General features: G+C 71.0%; 14 protein-coding genes and 1 tRNA gene. 3 read left to right on the top strand and 12 right to left on the bottom strand.

Features of this window, described 5'->3' with window-relative positions; all coding sequences use genetic code 11:
• Positions 1–12: 12 nt before the first annotated feature.
• On the bottom strand, positions 13–699 hold the full coding sequence (locus tag ACGFNH_RS17550) for a TetR family transcriptional regulator (protein WP_393654590.1): 687 nt from the start codon (positions 697–699) through the stop codon (positions 13–15).
• Positions 696–1,694: an acyl-CoA desaturase gene (locus ACGFNH_RS17545; protein WP_393654588.1), complete on the bottom strand. Its 999-nt coding sequence runs from the start codon at positions 1,692–1,694 to the stop codon at positions 696–698. Before ACGFNH_RS17545 ends, ACGFNH_RS17550 begins: the two co-directional genes overlap by 4 nt.
• 188 nt (positions 1,695–1,882) lie before the next feature.
• Between ACGFNH_RS17545 and ppc the strand changes: the two genes are divergently transcribed.
• On the top strand, positions 1,883–4,618 hold the full coding sequence (ppc, locus tag ACGFNH_RS17540) for a phosphoenolpyruvate carboxylase (RefSeq protein WP_393654587.1): 2,736 nt from the start codon (positions 1,883–1,885) through the stop codon (positions 4,616–4,618).
• Positions 4,619–4,750: 132 nt separating this feature from the next.
• Here ppc and ACGFNH_RS17535 read toward each other — a convergent pair whose 3' ends face one another.
• The 10 genes from ACGFNH_RS17535 to ACGFNH_RS17490 all read right to left on the bottom strand — a co-directional run bounded on the left by ACGFNH_RS17535 (position 4,751) and on the right by ACGFNH_RS17490 (position 15,326).
• On the bottom strand, positions 4,751–5,263 hold the full coding sequence (locus ACGFNH_RS17535; RefSeq protein ID WP_393654585.1) for a hypothetical protein: 513 nt from the start codon (positions 5,261–5,263) through the stop codon (positions 4,751–4,753).
• Between the two features lie 69 nt (positions 5,264–5,332).
• Positions 5,333–5,923, bottom strand: coding sequence for an aminoacyl-tRNA hydrolase (pth, locus tag ACGFNH_RS17530; RefSeq protein ID WP_393654583.1), 591 nt, complete (start codon positions 5,921–5,923; stop codon positions 5,333–5,335).
• 102 nt (positions 5,924–6,025) lie between these two features.
• On the bottom strand, positions 6,026–6,637 hold the full coding sequence (locus tag ACGFNH_RS17525; protein ID WP_393654581.1) for a 50S ribosomal protein L25/general stress protein Ctc: 612 nt from the start codon (positions 6,635–6,637) through the stop codon (positions 6,026–6,028).
• Between the two features lie 220 nt (positions 6,638–6,857).
• Positions 6,858–7,835 (bottom strand): ribose-phosphate diphosphokinase, encoded by a 978-nt coding sequence (locus ACGFNH_RS17520; RefSeq protein ID WP_393654579.1) that lies wholly within the window; start codon positions 7,833–7,835, stop codon positions 6,858–6,860.
• A gap of 145 nt (positions 7,836–7,980) precedes the next feature.
• Complete coding sequence (glmU, locus tag ACGFNH_RS17515) at positions 7,981–9,447, bottom strand: bifunctional UDP-N-acetylglucosamine diphosphorylase/glucosamine-1-phosphate N-acetyltransferase GlmU (RefSeq protein ID WP_393654577.1); 1,467 nt, start codon at positions 9,445–9,447, stop codon at positions 7,981–7,983.
• A 112-nt stretch (positions 9,448–9,559) separates the two neighbouring features.
• Positions 9,560–9,631, bottom strand: a tRNA-Gln gene (locus ACGFNH_RS17510).
• 29 nt (positions 9,632–9,660) lie between these two features.
• Complete coding sequence (locus ACGFNH_RS17505) at positions 9,661–10,350, bottom strand: hypothetical protein (protein ID WP_393654575.1); 690 nt, start codon at positions 10,348–10,350, stop codon at positions 9,661–9,663.
• A gap of 144 nt (positions 10,351–10,494) precedes the next feature.
• A complete protein-coding gene (locus ACGFNH_RS17500; protein ID WP_393654573.1) occupies positions 10,495–13,371 on the bottom strand; it encodes an SUKH-4 family immunity protein in 2,877 nt (958 codons plus the stop codon).
• A gap of 6 nt (positions 13,372–13,377) precedes the next feature.
• Positions 13,378–14,352, bottom strand: a complete 975-nt coding sequence (locus ACGFNH_RS17495; protein ID WP_393654571.1) for an SMI1/KNR4 family protein — start codon at positions 14,350–14,352, stop codon at positions 13,378–13,380.
• A 152-nt stretch (positions 14,353–14,504) separates the two neighbouring features.
• Positions 14,505–15,326, bottom strand: a complete 822-nt coding sequence (locus ACGFNH_RS17490; protein WP_393654569.1) for a hypothetical protein — start codon at positions 15,324–15,326, stop codon at positions 14,505–14,507.
• Positions 15,327–15,478: 152 nt separating this feature from the next.
• Between ACGFNH_RS17490 and ACGFNH_RS17485 the strand changes: the two genes are divergently transcribed.
• On the top strand, positions 15,479–16,018 hold the full coding sequence (locus ACGFNH_RS17485) for a YwqJ-related putative deaminase (protein WP_393654567.1): 540 nt from the start codon (positions 15,479–15,481) through the stop codon (positions 16,016–16,018).
• A gap of 1 nt (position 16,019) precedes the next feature.
• Positions 16,020–16,523 (top strand): SUKH-3 domain-containing protein, encoded by a 504-nt coding sequence (locus ACGFNH_RS17480; RefSeq protein WP_393654565.1) that lies wholly within the window; start codon positions 16,020–16,022, stop codon positions 16,521–16,523.
• The last annotated feature ends 235 nt before the right edge of the window (positions 16,524–16,758 follow it).

Raw genomic sequence — 16,758 nt, 5'->3', positions numbered from 1 at the left:
GGGCCTGGGGTCCTAGTTCCGGCGGTGACCTATCAGCCGGGGCTTGGGCTCCAGGCCGTCCAGGCCGTGCCACGCCAGATTCACCAGGTGCGCCGCCACTTCCGCCTTCTTCGGCTTCCGTACGTCCAGCCACCACTGGCCGGTCAGCGCCACCATCCCCACCAGTGCCTGTGCGTACAGCGGCGCCAGCTTCGCGTCGAACCCGCGGGCCTTGAACTCCAGGCCCAGAATGTCCTCGACCTGCGTGGCGATGTCACTGATCAGCGAGGCGAAGGTGCCCGTCGACTGGGCGACGGGGGAGTCCCGCACCAGGATGCGGAACCCGTCGGTGTACGACTCGATGTAGTCCAGCAGCGCGAACGCCGCCTGCTCCAGCAGCTCCCGCGGATGCCCTGCCGTCAGTGCTCCCGTGACCATCTCCAGCAGCTGACGCATCTCGCGGTCGACGACCACCGCGTAGAGCCCCTCCTTGCCGCCGAAGTGCTCGTACACCACCGGCTTCGAGACCCCGGCCTTGGCCGCGATCTCCTCCACCGATGTGCCCTCGAAGCCCTTCGCGGCGAAGAGTGTCCGGCCGATGTCCAGCAGCTGTTCCCGGCGCTCCTTGCCAGTCATCCGCACCCGGCGCTGCCGCCTGGTGCCGGACGAGGAGGACCGGGTCTTGTCGCTGCTGCTGTCGATCGCCACGCCGTCAATCATGCCGCCTTTGCGGCATCGCTCTCATCCGAGATTCGCGGCTCGCGCTTGGATTCGATCCGCGCCGCGTCCGGCCACCGCACGTCGTAGGCCCAGCCGAGCTTCTCGAACCAGCGGATGATCCTGGCGCTGGAGTCCAGCTGCCCCTTCATCACGCCGTGCCGAGCGCTGGTCGGGTCCGCATGGTGGAGGTTGTGCCAGGACTCGCCGCAGGAGAGCACGGCCAGCCACCACACGTTGCCCGAGCGGTCACGGGACTTGAACGGCCGCTTGCCGACCGCGTGGCAGATGGAGTTGATCGACCACGTGACGTGATGCAGCAGGGCGACCCGGACCAGGGAACCCCAGAAGAACGCGGTGACAGCGCCCTGCCACGACCATGTGGCCAGACCGCCGACCAGCGCCGGGAACAGCAGCGAGACGATCGTCCAGCCCACGAACTGCCGTGAGACATTCCGCACGGCCTTGTCCTTGATCAGATCCGGCGCGTACTTCTGCTGCGGGGTCTGCTCCTCGTCGAACATCCAGCCGATGTGCGCCCACCACAGGCCCTTCATCAGGGCGGGGACGGTCTCCCCGAACCGCCACGGCGAGTGCGGGTCGCCCTCGGCGTCCGAGAACTTGTGGTGCCTGCGGTGGTCGGCCACCCAGCGCACCAGGGGGCCCTCCACCGCCATGGACCCGGCGATGGCGAGCGCGATCCGCAGCGGCCGCTTCGCCTTGAAGGAACCGTGCGTGAAGTACCGGTGGAAGCCGATCGTGATGCCGTGGCAGCCCAGGTAGTACATGAACACCATCAGCCCCAGGTCCAGCCAGCTCACCCCCCAGCCCCAGGCCAGCGGCACCGCCGCGATCAGTGCCACGAACGGGACGGTGATGAACAGCAGCAGGGCGATCTGCTCGATCGACCTCTTGCTGTCCCCACCCAGGGTGGCGGTGGAAACCGGGGTGTCGGTCGCCTTGGGGGCGTCTTCGATCACATCGGGGCTTGTGGTCATACGGCGTCCCTCATCGGACTGGACTTGGCTACGGTTCCGTAACCTACGGCATCGTAAGTATGGCAGGGCTCAGTGTCCGGGCAAGAGGCTGTGGATAACGGCGTGGTGACCTCGACCTATCCTGGTGGCGTCGGACAGCGCGGTCCGCACCCCGCCCATCGTGCAATCCCCTGCAAGGAGCCGCACCCGTGAGCAGTGCCGACATCACCCCCGAGACCTCGGACAACGCGAGTCTGCGCGCCAATATCCGACGCCTGGGCGACCTGCTGGGCGAGACGCTCGTACGCCAGGAAGGGCCCGAACTCCTCGAGCTCGTCGAACGCGTCCGTGCACTCACCCGTACGGACGGTGACGCCGCCGCCACCCTCCTCCGCGACACGGACCTGGACACCGCCGCGAAGCTCGTCCGCGCATTCTCCACGTACTTCCATCTCGCCAACATCACCGAGCAGGTCCACCGCGGCAAGGAGCTGCGCGAGCGCCGCGCCGCCGAGGGCGGCCTGCTCGCCCGCACCGCCGACCGGCTCAAGGACGCCGACCCCGAGCACTTGCGCCGCACCGTGGAGAACCTGGGCGTCCGCCCCGTCTTCACCGCTCACCCCACCGAGGCGGCCCGCCGCAGTGTCCTCAACAAGCTGCGCCGTATCGCGGCCCTGCTCGACACCGCCGTCGACGACGGTGACAGCCGCCGCGCCGACCTGCGCCTCGCCGAGAACATCGACCTCATCTGGCAGACCGACGAGCTGCGCGTCGCCCGTCCCGAGCCCGCCGACGAGGCCCGCAACGCCATCTACTACCTCGACGAGCTGCACCTCGGCGCCGTCGGCGACGTCCTCGAGGACCTCGCCGCCGAGCTCGAACGCGTCGGCATCGAGCTCCCGCCCGGCACCCGGCCCCTCACCTTCGGCACCTGGATCGGCGGCGACCGCGACGGCAACCCCAACGTCACCCCCCAGGTCACCTGGGACGTTCTGATCCTCCAGCACGAGCACGGCATCACCGACGCCCTCGAAGCGGTCGACGGCCTCCGCGGACTCCTCTCCAATTCGATCCGCTACGCCGGAGCCACCGAGGAACTCCTCGCCTCGCTCCAGACCGACCTCGAGCGGCTCCCCGAGATCAGCCCCCGCTACAAGCGCCTCAACGCCGAAGAGCCGTACCGCCTCAAGGCCACCTGCATCCGGCAGAAGCTCGTCAACACCCGCGAGCGGCTCGCCAGGGGCACCGCCCACCAGCCCGGCCGCGACTACCTCGGCACCGCCGAACTGCTCAGCGACCTCACCCTCATCCAGGAATCGCTGCGTGCCCACCGCGGCGGCCTCTTCGCCGACGGCCGCCTGGACCGCACCATCCGCACCCTCGCCGCGTTCGGCCTCCAACTGGCCACCCTGGACGTACGCGAGCACGCCGACGCCCACCACCACGCCCTCGGCCAGCTCTTCGACCGGCTCGGCGAGGAATCCTGGCGGTACGCGGACATGCCGCGGGACTACCGCACCAAGCTCCTCGCCAAGGAGCTGCGTTCCCGCCGCCCGCTGGCCCCCACCCCGGCGCCCCTCGACGCCGCCGGAGAGAAGACCCTCGGTGTCTTCGCGACCATCGGCAAGGCCATGCGCCGCTTCGGGCCCGAGGTCATCGAGTCCTACATCATCTCCATGTGCCAGGGCGCCGACGACGTGTTCGCCGCCGCTGTCCTCGCCCGCGAGGCCGGACTCATCGACCTCCACGCCGGCTGGGCCAAGATCGGTATCGTCCCGCTGCTGGAGACCACCGACGAACTGCGCGCCGCCGACGTCATCCTCGACGAGATGCTGGCCGACCCCTCCTACCGCCGCCTGGTCGCCCTCCGCGGCGACGTCCAGGAGGTCATGCTCGGCTACTCCGACTCCTCCAAGTTCGGCGGCATCACCACCTCCCAGTGGGAGATCCACCGCGCCCAGCGCCGGCTGCGCGACGTCGCGCACCGCTACGGCGTGCGGCTCCGGCTCTTCCACGGCCGCGGCGGCACCGTCGGCCGCGGCGGCGGCCCCACCCACGACGCGATCCTCGCCCAGCCGTACGGCACGCTCGAAGGCGAGATCAAGGTCACCGAGCAGGGCGAGGTCATCTCCGACAAGTACCTCGTGCCGTCCCTCGCCCGGGAGAACCTCGAACTCACCGTCGCCGCCACCCTCCAGGCCTCGGCGCTGCATGTCGCACCCCGCCAGACCGACGAGGCGCTGGCCCGCTGGGACGCGGCGATGGACACCGTTTCCGACGCCGCCCACACCTCGTACCGCAGGCTCGTCGAGGACCCGGACCTGCCCGCGTACTTCTTCGCCTCCACGCCCGTCGACCAGCTCGCCGAACTCCACCTCGGCTCCCGGCCCTCACGCCGGCCCGACTCCGGCGCCGGCCTCGACGGGCTGCGCGCCATCCCGTGGGTCTTCGGCTGGACCCAGTCGCGGCAGATCGTGCCCGGCTGGTTCGGCGTCGGCTCCGGCCTGAAGGCCGCGCGGGAGGCCGGACTCGGCTCCGTCATCGAAGAGATGCACCAGCAGTGGCACTTCTTCCGCAACTTCCTGTCCAACGTCGAGATGACGCTGACCAAGACGGACCTGCGGATCGCACGCCACTACGTCGACACCCTCGTGCCCGACGACCTCAAGCATGTCTTCGCCACCATCGAGGCCGAGCACGAACTCACCGTCCAGGAAGTCCTGCGCATCACCGGCGAACGCGAACTGCTGGATCAGAACCAGGTGCTCCAGCAGACCTTCCGCGTCCGCGACGCCTACCTCGACCCCATCTCCTACCTCCAGGTCGCCCTGCTCGACCGGCAGCGGAAGGCCGCGGCCCGCGGTGAGGCACCCGACCCGGTGCTCTCGCGTGCCCTGCTGCTCACCGTCAACGGCGTCGCGGCGGGCCTGCGCAACACCGGCTGACGCGCCACGCATACACATCTGCCCGCATACATCTCTGCCCCCGCGCCGATCGGCGCGGGGGCAGAGATGTATGCGGGCAGTACGCGACCGGCTGCGGGCTCGTACCCATCCCGCCGGACCGCGGCGTGGTCGTCACAGCAGCAGGAACGTCACACCGAGTTGAGCCACACCCAGCAGGCCGATCACCCACGCCGTACGCCGCATCCGCAGGCCGCCGGCCACCACCAGCGCCGACAGCAGCAGCGCACCCGCGAACGGCACCCAGGCGTACAGGATTCCGGCCCATCCCGTCCGTACGACCTCGTTCGTCCCGGGCTTCACCGCGACGAGCAGCCGCTCACCCGTCTTGTGCGTCACCGACTTGTCGATCGACACCTTCGGGCGCTCGGTCCCCGCGTCGTTCGCCGGGGCGAAGGACCCCGTGCACGTCTCCGCGTCGCACCGGGCGATCGTCACGGTGCCCCGCTCGCGGCCCTTCGTCAGCATCGCGTGCTGCGCCGTATTCCACGACGACCACACACCGGCCGTCAGCAGCAGCAACACCACGCCCGACAACAGCACATTCCTGCCGACCAGCAGCAGGCCATAGGCGCTCTCGCCGGCACGGCGGACAGGACCCCGTCGAATGCGCATGGTTTTGGCCATGGCCGCGATCCTTGGCCATCCGCAGGCCTCGGTCAACCTTTCGCATTCGCCTTGGGATGGGCTGTCCCGTTAGGAGTTATACGTGCCTTGCGCCCGCTCCAGGCCGTCCACGATCAAGGTCTCCACCGCGTCCGCCGCCCGGTCCACGAAATAATCCAGTTCCTTGCGCTCCACCGAGGAGAAATCCTTCAGAACGAATGCCGCCACATCCATGCGACCCGGCGGACGGCCGATACCGAAACGCACACGGTGATAATCCGGACCCATCGCCTTCGTCATCGACTTGAGCCCGTTGTGTCCGTTGTCGCCGCCGCCCATCTTCAGGCGCAACGCCCCGTAATCGATATCCAACTCGTCATGAATCGCAACGATGTTGCCGAGCGGCACCTTGTAGAAATCCCGGAGCGCATTGACCGGACCGCCCGAAAGATTCATGTACGACATGGGCTTGGCGATCACCACCCGGCGGCTCGACGGGCCAGGAGCACCCAAACGCCCCTCGACCACCTGCGCACGCGACTTATGGGTCTTGAACCGGCCGCCCGCCCGGTCCGCGATCAGATCGGCCACCATGAAACCCACGTTGTGGCGGTTCGCCGCGTATTCCGGGCCCGGGTTGCCCAGACCCACGATCAGCCACGGGCTGTCCACATCGCTCATCTGCGTGTCTCCTCGACGGACCAACCGCACAACGCCCGAACCGCCGCCCCGCGCACCGGGCGCGGGACAGCGGTCGGACGACAAGCTCTTCCTGCTGGGGGATCAGTCCTCGGCAGGAGCCTCGGCCGCGGCGGGCTCGGCCTCCTCGGCCTCTTCGTCCTCGGTCGGCTCCTCGGCCTGCGCCGCCACGATCTGCAGGACGACAGTGTCGTCCTCGACGGCCAGCGAGGTGCCCTTCGGCAGGGAGATGTCCTTCGCCAGGATCGAGGCACCGGCCTCCAGGCCCTCGATGGAGACGGACACGGCCTCCGGGATGTGCGTCGCCTCGGCCTCGACCGGCAGCGCGTTCAGCACGTGCTCCAGCAGGTTGCCGCCCGGCGCCAGCTCACCCTCGGTGTGGATCGGGATCTCGACGTTGACCTTCTCGCCGCGCTTCACCAGCAGCAGGTCGACGTGCTCGACGAAACCCTTCAGCGGGTCGCGCTGCACGGCCTTCGGGATCACCAGCTCCTTGCGGCCGTCCAGGTCCAGGCCGATGAGCACGTTCGGGGTCTTCAGCGCGAGGAACAGGTCGTGACCCGGGAGCGTCACGTGAATCGGGTCGTCGCCGTGACCGTAGACGACGGCGGGAACCTTGTTCTCGCGGCGGATACGGCGGGCAGCGCCCTTGCCGAACTCCTTGCGGAACTCACTGGGGATCTTGACCTCAGCCATGCTGCACTCCTCGTAGATAGCAGATATACGACGGCCGTCACTCGGCCCACGACAGACCTGCTACGAAGAGCGCGCCGATTACGGAGCGCCGCACGACACGCGTACGGCCTCCCTCGCCGAGCAACTCCAGGAGTCTACCCGGCGGGGAGGCCGCCTCAGAAATCGATCACCGACGCCCGTCACGGAAACGGGCGACCGCACACGGACCGTTACGCGTCGATCACGCCTGCTCGTCGAAGAGGCTCGTCACCGAACCGTCCTGGAACACCTCACGCACGGCGCGCGCGATCGTCGGCGCCATCGACAGCACCGTGATCTTGTCCAGCTCCTGCTCGCCCGGCGTCGGCAGCGTGTTCGTGAAGATGAACTCGCTCACCTTCGAGTTCTTCAGCCGGTCCCCGGCCGGACCCGACAGCACGCCGTGCGTCGCCGCCACGATCACGTCCTCCGCGCCGTTGGCGAACAGCGCGTCCGCGGCCGCGCAGATGGTGCCGCCGGTGTCGATCATGTCGTCGACCAGGACGCACACCCGGCCCTCGACGTCACCGACGACCTCGTGCACGGTCACCTGGTTCGCAACTTCCTTGTCCCGCCGCTTGTGCACGATCGCCAGCGGCGCCGCCAGCCGGTCGCACCAGCGGTCCGCCACGCGCACACGGCCCGCGTCCGGCGAAACGACCGTCAGCTTGTCGCTGCTCACCCGCGAGCCCACGTAGTCGGCCAGCAGCGGCAGCGCGAAGAGATGGTCCACCGGCCCGTCGAAGAAGCCCTGGATCTGGTCCGTGTGGAGATCGACCGTGAGAATGCGGTCCGCGCCCGCCGTCTTCAGCAGATCCGCGATCAGTCGCGCCGAAATCGGTTCACGGCCACGGTGCTTCTTGTCCTGTCGGGCATAGCCGAAGAACGGCAGAAGTACTGTGATGCTCCGCGCGGAGGCCCGCTTCAGAGCATCGATCATGATGAGCTGTTCCATGATCCATTTATTGATGGGAGCCGTGTGGCTCTGCATCAGAAAACAGTCCGCGCCACGTGCCGACTCCTGGAAACGGACGTAGATCTCGCCGTTCGCGAAGTCGAACACCTTTGTCGGGACCAGGCCGACGCCGAGCTGATGCGCGACCTCCTCGGCCAGCTCGGGGTGGGCGCGGCCGGAGAAGAGCATCAGCTTCTTCTCGCCGGTCGTCTTGATCCCGGTCACAGCACAGTCTCCTTGCACGCTGAATGGGGTGTGGGATTGCTGGGCGCACCCGTTCCCTTCACGGTACGCCCCCTCCGAAGACGCCCGGCCGCGGCCGGTGCCCTCCTCATCGCTCGCCTCACGGCTCGCGTCATCGCTCGCCGTGTCACTCGCCGTCCGACGTCTCTCGGGCCGACGCCTCACGAGCCGCCTCAGCGGCCGCACTGCCGGGGCGCTTGCGCGCAACCCAGCCCTCGATGTTCCGCTGCTGGCCGCGCGCGACCGCAAGCGAACCCGGGGGCACATCCCTGGTGATGACCGAACCCGCCGCCGTGTACGCGCCGTCCCCGACCGTGACAGGCGCCACGAACATGTTGTCGGAGCCGGTCCGGCAGTGGGAACCGATCGTCGAGTGGTGCTTCGCCACACCGTCGTAGTTCACGAACACGCTCGCCGCACCGATGTTGGTGTGATCACCGATCGTCGCATCACCCACGTACGACAGATGCGGCACCTTCGTGCCTTCGCCGATGTCCGCGTTCTTCATCTCCACATAGGTGCCGGCCTTTGACCGCCGCCCCAGCTTCGTCCCCGGCCGCAGATACGCGTACGGGCCGGCGCTCGCGCCCGCGCCGACCTCCGCGCCCTCCGCCACCGTGAAGCTCACCCGCGCGCCCTCGCCGACCGCGGTGTCCGTCAGCGTGCTGTTCGGGCCCACCTCGGCACCCGACGCCAGATGCGTCGCGCCGTGAAGCTGCGTCCCCGGGTGCACCAGTGTGTCCGGCTCGAAGGTCACCGACACGTCCACCCAGGTCGACGCCGGATCCACCACCGTCACACCGCTGAGCATCGCCGCGTCCAGCAGGCGCGCGTTGAGCAGCCGCCGCGCCTCGGCGAGCTGCACCCGGTTGTTGATCCCCAGGATCTCCCGGTGGTCGGAGGCCACCGCGGCGCCCACCCGGTGCCCCGACTCCCGCAGAATTCCGAGCACATCGGTGAGGTACTCCTCACCCTGGCTGTTGTCCGTCCGCACCTTGCCCAGCGCATCCGCGAGCAGCCGCCCGTCGAACGCGAACACCCCGGAGTTGATCTCGCCGATCGCCCGCTGCGCCTCGGTGGCGTCCTTGTGCTCGACGATCGCGGTGACGGCGCCGCCGTCCGGGTCGCGGACGATGCGGCCGTAGCCGGTGGAGTCCGGGACGACGGCGGTCAGGACGGTGACGGCGTTGCCGTCGGCGCCGTGGACTGCGGACAGCCGGCGCAGGGTCTCGCCGGTGAGCAGCGGGGTGTCGCCGCAGACGACGATCACGGTCCCGTCGAGGGGCCCGGCGGCGTCGGACTTCGCCAGCTCCTCCAGGGCCATGCGCACGGCGTGACCGGTGCCGTTCTGCTCGTGCTGCACGGCGGTGCGCACGTCCGGGTCGATCGTGGAGAGGTGGGCGGTGACCTGCTCGCGGGCGTGCCCGACCACCACGACGAGTTCCTCGGGGCCGAGCTCGCGCGCGGCGGAGACGACATGGCCGACGAGGGACCGGCCGCAGATGCTGTGCAGGACCTTGGGGGTCGTCGACTTCATACGGGTGCCCTCACCCGCTGCGAGGACGACGACGGCTGCCGGGCGGTTGGCGCTCACGGGTGTGCCCTTCGGCTTCGGGTGGTGGACACTCGCAGGATACCGGGGTGTTTTGCACCGGAAACGAGGCGGGTCCTGACCGCATGGTCAGGACCCGGATATGAACTTCAGGCTCCGCTGCCAGGACTCGAACCTGGAATGATGGGACCAAAACCCACAGTGTTGCCAATTACACCACAGCGGATGGCAAGGCAGGCCAAACCGGACTTCTTTCTAGATCGCCGAGTTGGCCCCCACCACTATGCCGTACCACCAGCCCTCGATGCGACGGTAGAGGCCGGCGCTGTCCAGGACGCGCACGGTGAGGCAGCCGCGATAGCCCTCGCCCACGTCCTTCCGCGGGGTTTCCGGATTGTGCTTCTTCGGTGCGGTCTTGAGAAACCGGCTCGCGGGTGCGCCGGTGACGGCGGCCCAGTGGTGCAGGGCGGCTTCGGCGTCGGCGGACTCATGGATCATCAGGCTGAACCGCAGGCGCTCGGGGGCGATGCCCAGGAGTCCGAGCCAGGCCAGATGGAGTCTGATCATGTCGGGGTCGCTGTTGATGAAAACGGCGCGCTCGCTCGGCCGGTGAGGCTTGCTCTTGGCGCCCTCCGACCAGTACAGCCCCACGCCCACCAGGAAGAGCTCCCGGTCCGACAGTCGGCCGATGCCGCGCGCCGCCTCGAGTTTCGTCTGCTGGCGCTCAAGGTTCCGCTCGCGCCGATACCCCGCCCAGCGGGCCTCGGCCATGGCGCGGGCGTGCTCCACACGTCGCGCCGGACGGTCCGGCTTCGGCAGGTCCCTCACCCACAACGACACCGAGCTTTTCGCGACGCCCAGTTCGGCCACGATCTCGTCGTACGTCTTCCCCTCGCCGCGCAGTTCGCGGGCGCGTCTCCGCATGTCCGGCTTCGCTTGAACCATGCGTCCATGCTTGCGGCGCGGAAGCCGCAATGCCTCGAAAACATGGGCGGTTCATCAGTTCGAGTGGGGATGCCGTATTCGCCCGGGAAGCGGCACCGTGCCCGGCCTCTCGTTCGAGACCGGGCGCAGCGCCGGGGAGTTCGGCTACAGCAGGCCGTCCCACATCTGCTCGAGGAGCACCGCCCACCAGTTCTCCGGGGTGGAGAGCGCGGCCGGGTCGAGGGAAGCGAGCTGGGCCTGGAAGTCGACGGTCCAGCGGCCCGCCTGCTCCGGGGTCAGGCCGTAGCGCAGGCGCCACATGTGGCCCAGGAGCGCGAGGCAGCGGACGAACTCCGGCAGGCCGGAGTTGACGAACTGCGGTGTCGCGGACTGGCCGTCCGGGCCCGCCTCGACCGGTACGGCGACGATGTTCGCCGTGCCGTACTGGACACAGAGCTGGCGCCCGAAGTCGTTGCCCATCACCAGGTACGAGCCCGCGTCCGGCGCAGGCTGCACACCGCGCTCCGCGGCGAGTTCGGCCAGCGTGGGAACGGGCCGGCCCGGCTGGGCCTGGGCCCAGAAGAACGGGCCGATCTCCACCGGCAGGCCCGCCCACACCAGCGTCTGGGCGACCACCTCCGGTACGCCCTGCCGCGACACCGCCCGCTGGTCGAAACGGAAGACGGCCTGCGGGCCGAACGCCTGCACCAGCTCGTGCGCCAGCCCCTGCGGCGGAACGGGTGGCGCGGGCTGCACCTGACCGGGGTGCGGCAGCGGGACCCGGTTCGGAGCCGGGCGTGCCGGGCCGTCCGCGACCTGGTGCAACTCGCCCTGGTGCTCGATCAGATGGCGTACGCCCTGCTGGCGGGTGGCATGGTCGCGGCCGTACGGCGCCGTGTTGCTGATGCGCACCTGCGGCCAGGTCTCGCGGATCATGCGGGCGCAGTAGCCGCCCGGCAGCTCGCAGGACTCCAGCTCGGTGTGCAGCTCCAGGACCTGCTGGGGCGGTACGCCCATGGCGTTCAGCTCGTGGAGGATCTGCCACTCCGGGTGGGGGGTGCCCGGTGCGGAGCGGCGGATGAGCTGCTGCTCGGAGCCGTCCGGTGCGCGGTAGCGGAGCACGGCCATGTAGCCGGGGCCGACCATGGGCACACCGGCGGGCGGTTGGGGATAACCGTAGGCACCGGGTGCGCCGGCCGGCTGTGCGCCGGGGGGCATGCCGGGTGCGCCGGGTGGTTGTGCGCCCGGCGGCATGCCGGGTCCGGGGATTCCGGGCCCGGGGGCGGTCGGTCCGGCGGGACCGCCGGAGAGCATGGTGGCGGCCGCGTGGATGCCCCCGGGTCCACCGGGCGCGCCCGGGGCGCCGGGGTTTCCGGGGCCGGACGGTTCGGCGAACATCGTGGCCGCGGCGTGGACGCCGCCGGGACCACCGACCCCCGGGGTCCCGGGCGTTCCGGGTGCGCCGGGCGTTCCGGGCGGGCCGGGCTGGTTGGGCGCGCCTGCTCCGGGTGTGCCGGGCGGGCCGGGCGGCGGGGGTGTTCCGGGTACGCCGGGGGGCCCGGGTGGCGGGGGCGATCCGGGTGTGCCGGGGAATCCGGAGCCGGAGGAGTCGGCGAACATCGTCGCCGCGGCGTGGACGCCGCCCGGGCCGCCGGGCCCGGCAGGTCCGCCGTCGCCCGGAGTTCCGGGTGTACCCGGGGCGCCAGGCGCACCGGGGCCGTCCTGGGCGGCGTCCGCCGGAAGCGCCGAGACAAGCTGGGTGGGGATGTAGCCGCCGGCCGGGGCGCCGGGTGCGCCCGGTCCGGAGGCCGGAGGGGCGCCGGCCCCCGGGGTGCCGGGTGCGCCGGGGGGCGGGGGAGTGCCCACGCCTCCGCGGTTCGGGTTGCGGGGTGCCCTGGCCGTGGCGGCGTCGGCGATGTCGCTCGCGCCCTGGCCGTGCGACGGCGGTGTCCCGGGTGCTCCCGGCACGTTCGGCGGGAGCGGTGGCTGCGGGGGCACCGCGGGTGCACCGGATCCGGGCGCGCCCGGCCCGGCCTCGCCCGGTCCCGCCTGGCTCGGATCGTCGATGGCGGGGTTCACTGCCGTACGGGGCAACTGGCTGCCGCCCGACATCAGCTCCGTCTTGGCGTCCGCCGGTACGCCGGGCTGCGGGGTGTCCTCGTCGTCACCGACCAGGGGCGGTGCGAAGACCGTGGCGGGGAGCTCGACGGAGCGGTCGTCGTCGGGGCCGTGGGTGTTGGCGTCCGCCCAGGGTGTGCCGCCGGGGGACGTCCCGGGTCCGGGTGCGGAGGCTGAGGTTCCGGCCGTGGTCTCGTACGACGCCGGTGCGGGCTCCTCGTTCTGCGCGTGGGCGTCGGGCCAGGAGGCCCCGGCCGCGGCTGCGCCTGCACCGGCTTCCGTCGCGGACCCCGGTGGCTCGCCCTCCGGGGTGGCGCCGTACGCGGCTGCCGCTGCCGCCCCGGCGTCGGGCGTCCCGGTGGAAGCCGAACCGGCCGCATCAGTGGAACCGGCCGAACTGTCCGAACCGGCCCCGTCAGGACCGGCCGAGCCGCCGGAAGCGCGCGAACCATTCGAACCGACCGAACCGCCCGAACCGCCCGTCCCCGTCGAGCCGGTGCGAGCGAAACCCGCCCCCGCCGTCGTCCCCGACCGCCGTTCCGGGATGCCGATCTGGTCCGCCGCCTCCTGCAGCCACTCCGGTGGTGTCAGCAGGAACGACGTGGCTTCCAGGTCGATCCGCTGGGGCGCCGCGTCGCCGTCCGCCGCTCCCGCGTCCTCGGGCGGGGTGCCGTACTCCTCCTCGTACCGGCGGATGATCTCGCCCACCGGGAGTGCCGGCCACAGCGTGGCCTCGCCGCTGTCGCGGGCGATGACCAGCCGGGCCCGGCCGCCGTCCGTCGTGGGCCGGTCCTCGTGGTCCTCGGCCCAGGCGATGAAGCCCAGGTCGAACTCCCGGACCTCTACGTCGCGGTGCTGGTACGCCGGTACGTCGCCGTTGACCCAGCGCTCCGCGCGCTCCTGTGCCTGCGCGAAGGTCACCATCGCGCCTCACCCCTCCGTCGGGACGGCGTACGCGAAGCCGCCGTCCACCATCAGGTTCGCCACGGTCTCCAGCTCCGGCGGGTTGCCCGCCAGGCGCTGCAGGAAGTCGTCGAAGTCCTCACCGCACGGCAGCAGCAGCTGCTCGGCGCGCTCCTGGACCGTGGTGCCGTCGCGGTCGCGTGCGTCGTCGTACGCGCAGAACCAGACGGATCCGAGTGCCTGGCCCCGTACCTTCACCGCGAGGACGCCGCCCTGGACGAAGGCGATGCCCAGGTAGTCCTTGGTGAAGTGGTCGCGCAGGCACTTGTTGATGTAGACGAGGTCGTTGACGGCGGCCTCGTCGCGCACCGTGAAGAACGGCTGGTCGACCAGGAGCCCGAGTTCGGCGTCGAGCGCGACGCCGACCGGGGCGCAGCCCCCCGCCGCCTTGAGGAAGGAGCGGTACGCGCCGGGCAGCCGGTAGCCGAGGTCCTCCTCGGCGTTCCGGACCTGGTCCTCGGTGACCGACAGGTTTCTGCTGGGGAGGCCGAAGTGCGCGGGCCGGGTCTCCTGGAGGGGCCGGGTGCCGCGCTTGTTCTGGTCGACGGCGGCGGTGGCGAGGCCTCCGTGGTGCCGCAGGAGCGCCTTGACCTCGACGGGTACGAGTTCGATACGGCGGGTGCCGGGGACGTGGTGCCAGGTCCAGCCGTGCGGGGTGGCCACCGGTGGGAGGCTGGCCCACAGCTCGTGTCCGGCGGCGTGCAGGGCGGCATTGGCCGAGACGTAGTCGGTCAGGCGCAGTTCGTCGACTCCGAACCCCTCGGGGGGTTCGGCGATTTCAGCCGCCGCCCGGGCGTAGGCGGAGAAGTCGGGCAGGCCGTGGTCGTCCACCCGTACGCCTCTGGGGTGGCGGGCGGCGCGGACCGGATCCGGGAAGTTCACGACCTGCCCGGCGTAGGCCGAGTTCGGTGGCGCGGCGTGCCCGAGCCGACCTGTCGTCATGGCTGTTGCCCCCTGCTGCGTCTGGCTATTGCCGCACAGCCTATGCGGTGGCGCTGCGGGGGTCTCTTCCCGGTGGACCGGCTCCGCGTCCCCGCGCGGGCGGTCCTGAACGCGTCCTTCCGTACGGCGGCCGGACCGGGTCCGGGGCCGGTTCAGCCGTCGGCCGCCGCAGTGAGCTTCTCGTGCTGCTCGGCGGCGACGCTCTCCTCGACCGGGGCGGCCTTTCCGGCCATCGGGATGGAGAGATAGGTGGCGGTGTTCGCGCCGCTGCGCACCACGGTGACGACGACGGCCCCGCCGCTCTTCCCGTCCCCGCCGCCCTTCTCGCTCAGGGTGAAGGTGACGGATTCGTCCCCCGCGTCGGCTCCTTCGGCGTCGCTGACGGTGTACCGGGTGGTGCCGCCGCCGTTCCGGGTGCCGGTGAACGCGGCGCAGGTGCCGGTCGCCTTCTTCAACTCGCCCAGCCAGGCGCCGGCTTCACCGTCGGCCCAGGCGGAGAGCTGCAGCGCCTGGAAGGTGCCGACCCCGCCGAACGTGCCCTTGGCGAGTGTGGCGTTGACGCTCGCGGTCCGCCGGTGCGAGGGCTTCGAGGCGATGGCGTCGGCGACGGCGCGGCATTCCTGGCGGTCGATCTCGGTGGGGGCCTCTGCGGTGATGCCGCCGGACTTGGTGCGCTCCACCTCGTAGCCGGAGATGTCGCGCTTGGTCAGCAGTGCGGAGGTCAATTCCGCTTTCGTCAGGGCGCGTACACCCTTGTCCTCTTCCGTATCGCTGTTCTGGGACCCGCCGGAATCTCCGCCGTCCTTGCCGTCCCCGGACGCGGGCCGGTCCTCCGCCGCGCGGTCCCCGCTGCCGCCGGTGCACGCCACCGCGGACAGCGCGAGGACGGGTACGGCGAGGAGGCAGGCGAGGACAGGCCGCCTGCGGGCGCGGGTAAGGCGGCTGCGGGAACGGGCGGATGGCCGGGTACGCATGTCCGGAACCCTCCCGCCTCGCCGTCCCGCCCGCAACCCCCCGGTAGGAGAACGGCGCGCCAGCGGCCGTCCGTGACTTCCCCATCTGCCAGCACATTTGGCAGGCTGTCCCCCGCAACTCGGGGGATTGCACGGGAGGGAAGAGCACCACCATGAACGCCGCACCAGAGATCGACGCCGCCGACGCGTCCGGCCCGGCAGGCAGGCGGCCGGGCGATCCCCGGCTGAGCTGGAGCGTCACGGATGGCGCCGGTGGCCCGCCCGCGCTCCGTCACCGCCGTGACGGGATCCTGCCGGCCGTGGCGGCCGCGCTGTCCGTACGCGGCGAGATGCTGACGGCGACGGCCAGCAAGGGTGACCAGCCGCCCGTACTGCATCCGCTGGTGCAGGACTACCTGGACACGCTCAGCACCGACCGGCGGGAGCGCTTCACGGGCCGGTGCCCCGAGGCGGTGCTGCTGTCGCGTTTCCTCTCGGGGGCGGAAGGAGCGCGCAGCAAGCGCGCTTCGCGCAAACCGCTCTCGCAGGGGGAGGCGCGGCGGGCGCTGAAGCAGGCGAAGCTCACCGCGCGGCACATCCGCGAGGACGGTGACCCCCAGCACGGCGCGTACGCCCCGCCCTGTCGTTCGTGCTCGCCGCTGCTGGCCCACTTCGGGGTGCGCGCGGTCGATCCGGCGACAGCCGGGAGCTGACGTGCGCGCTTTTGACCGGACCGCCGCCACGCGTTTTCCCGTCGCCGTCGATGCGGCGCTGCGCGAGGCGGGGTGGCAGCCGGGCCGCTGGGACATCCGGCAGGCGGAGATCTGGGCCGACGCGCTGCGCGCCCACGCCTCGCCCGCGGGGCACGAGCACACGGTCCTTCCGGCGGCCGTCGAGGCGTGGGCGGAGTTCGGCGGGCTGTATGTCGCGGGCGCGGGGCCGGGGCGGCACATAGCGCCCACGGCGCTGGTGGTGGACCCCATGAGGGGGCTGCACATGGCCCGTACGTTCGCCGATCTCGGGCGGGCGCTGGAGGCCGAGGTGTGTCCACTGGGTGCGGAGACGGGAGGCGCCGGCGCGGTGCTGGCGATCGATTCCGAGGGCCGGGTCTACAGCCTCGATCACACCGGCGACTGGTTCCTGGGGCAGGACATCGACCAGGCGCTCGCGACCCTGGTCACGGGCACGCGCCCGGCCCGCCTCTCGACGGGCGGCTGACGGGACGGCCGACGGCCGGTACGGATTCCGGGCCGCGCAGCTCGGGGCCGCGCAACTCCGGCCAGTTCGAGCCACCGGGTCCGTCCGGGCCACGGGCCGTGGGCCGTGGGCCATCGGGTCCGTACCGGTGCGAAGGCACGTACGGGCTCCGTGGTGTGCCGCGTGGTGTGCCGCGCGAGCGCGCCCGGGAAGGAAGCCCAGCTCTCTCGGACCGGCCTCACGGACCACTCTGTCG

Origin of the sequence: Streptomyces sp. NPDC048639 (assembly GCF_043199075.1) — a bacterium.
Taxonomy (GTDB): Bacteria; Actinomycetota; Actinomycetes; order Streptomycetales; family Streptomycetaceae; genus Streptomyces.
Note: the sequence above shows the minus strand (reverse complement) of the source record. Positions and strands in the feature narration are given on the sequence as shown.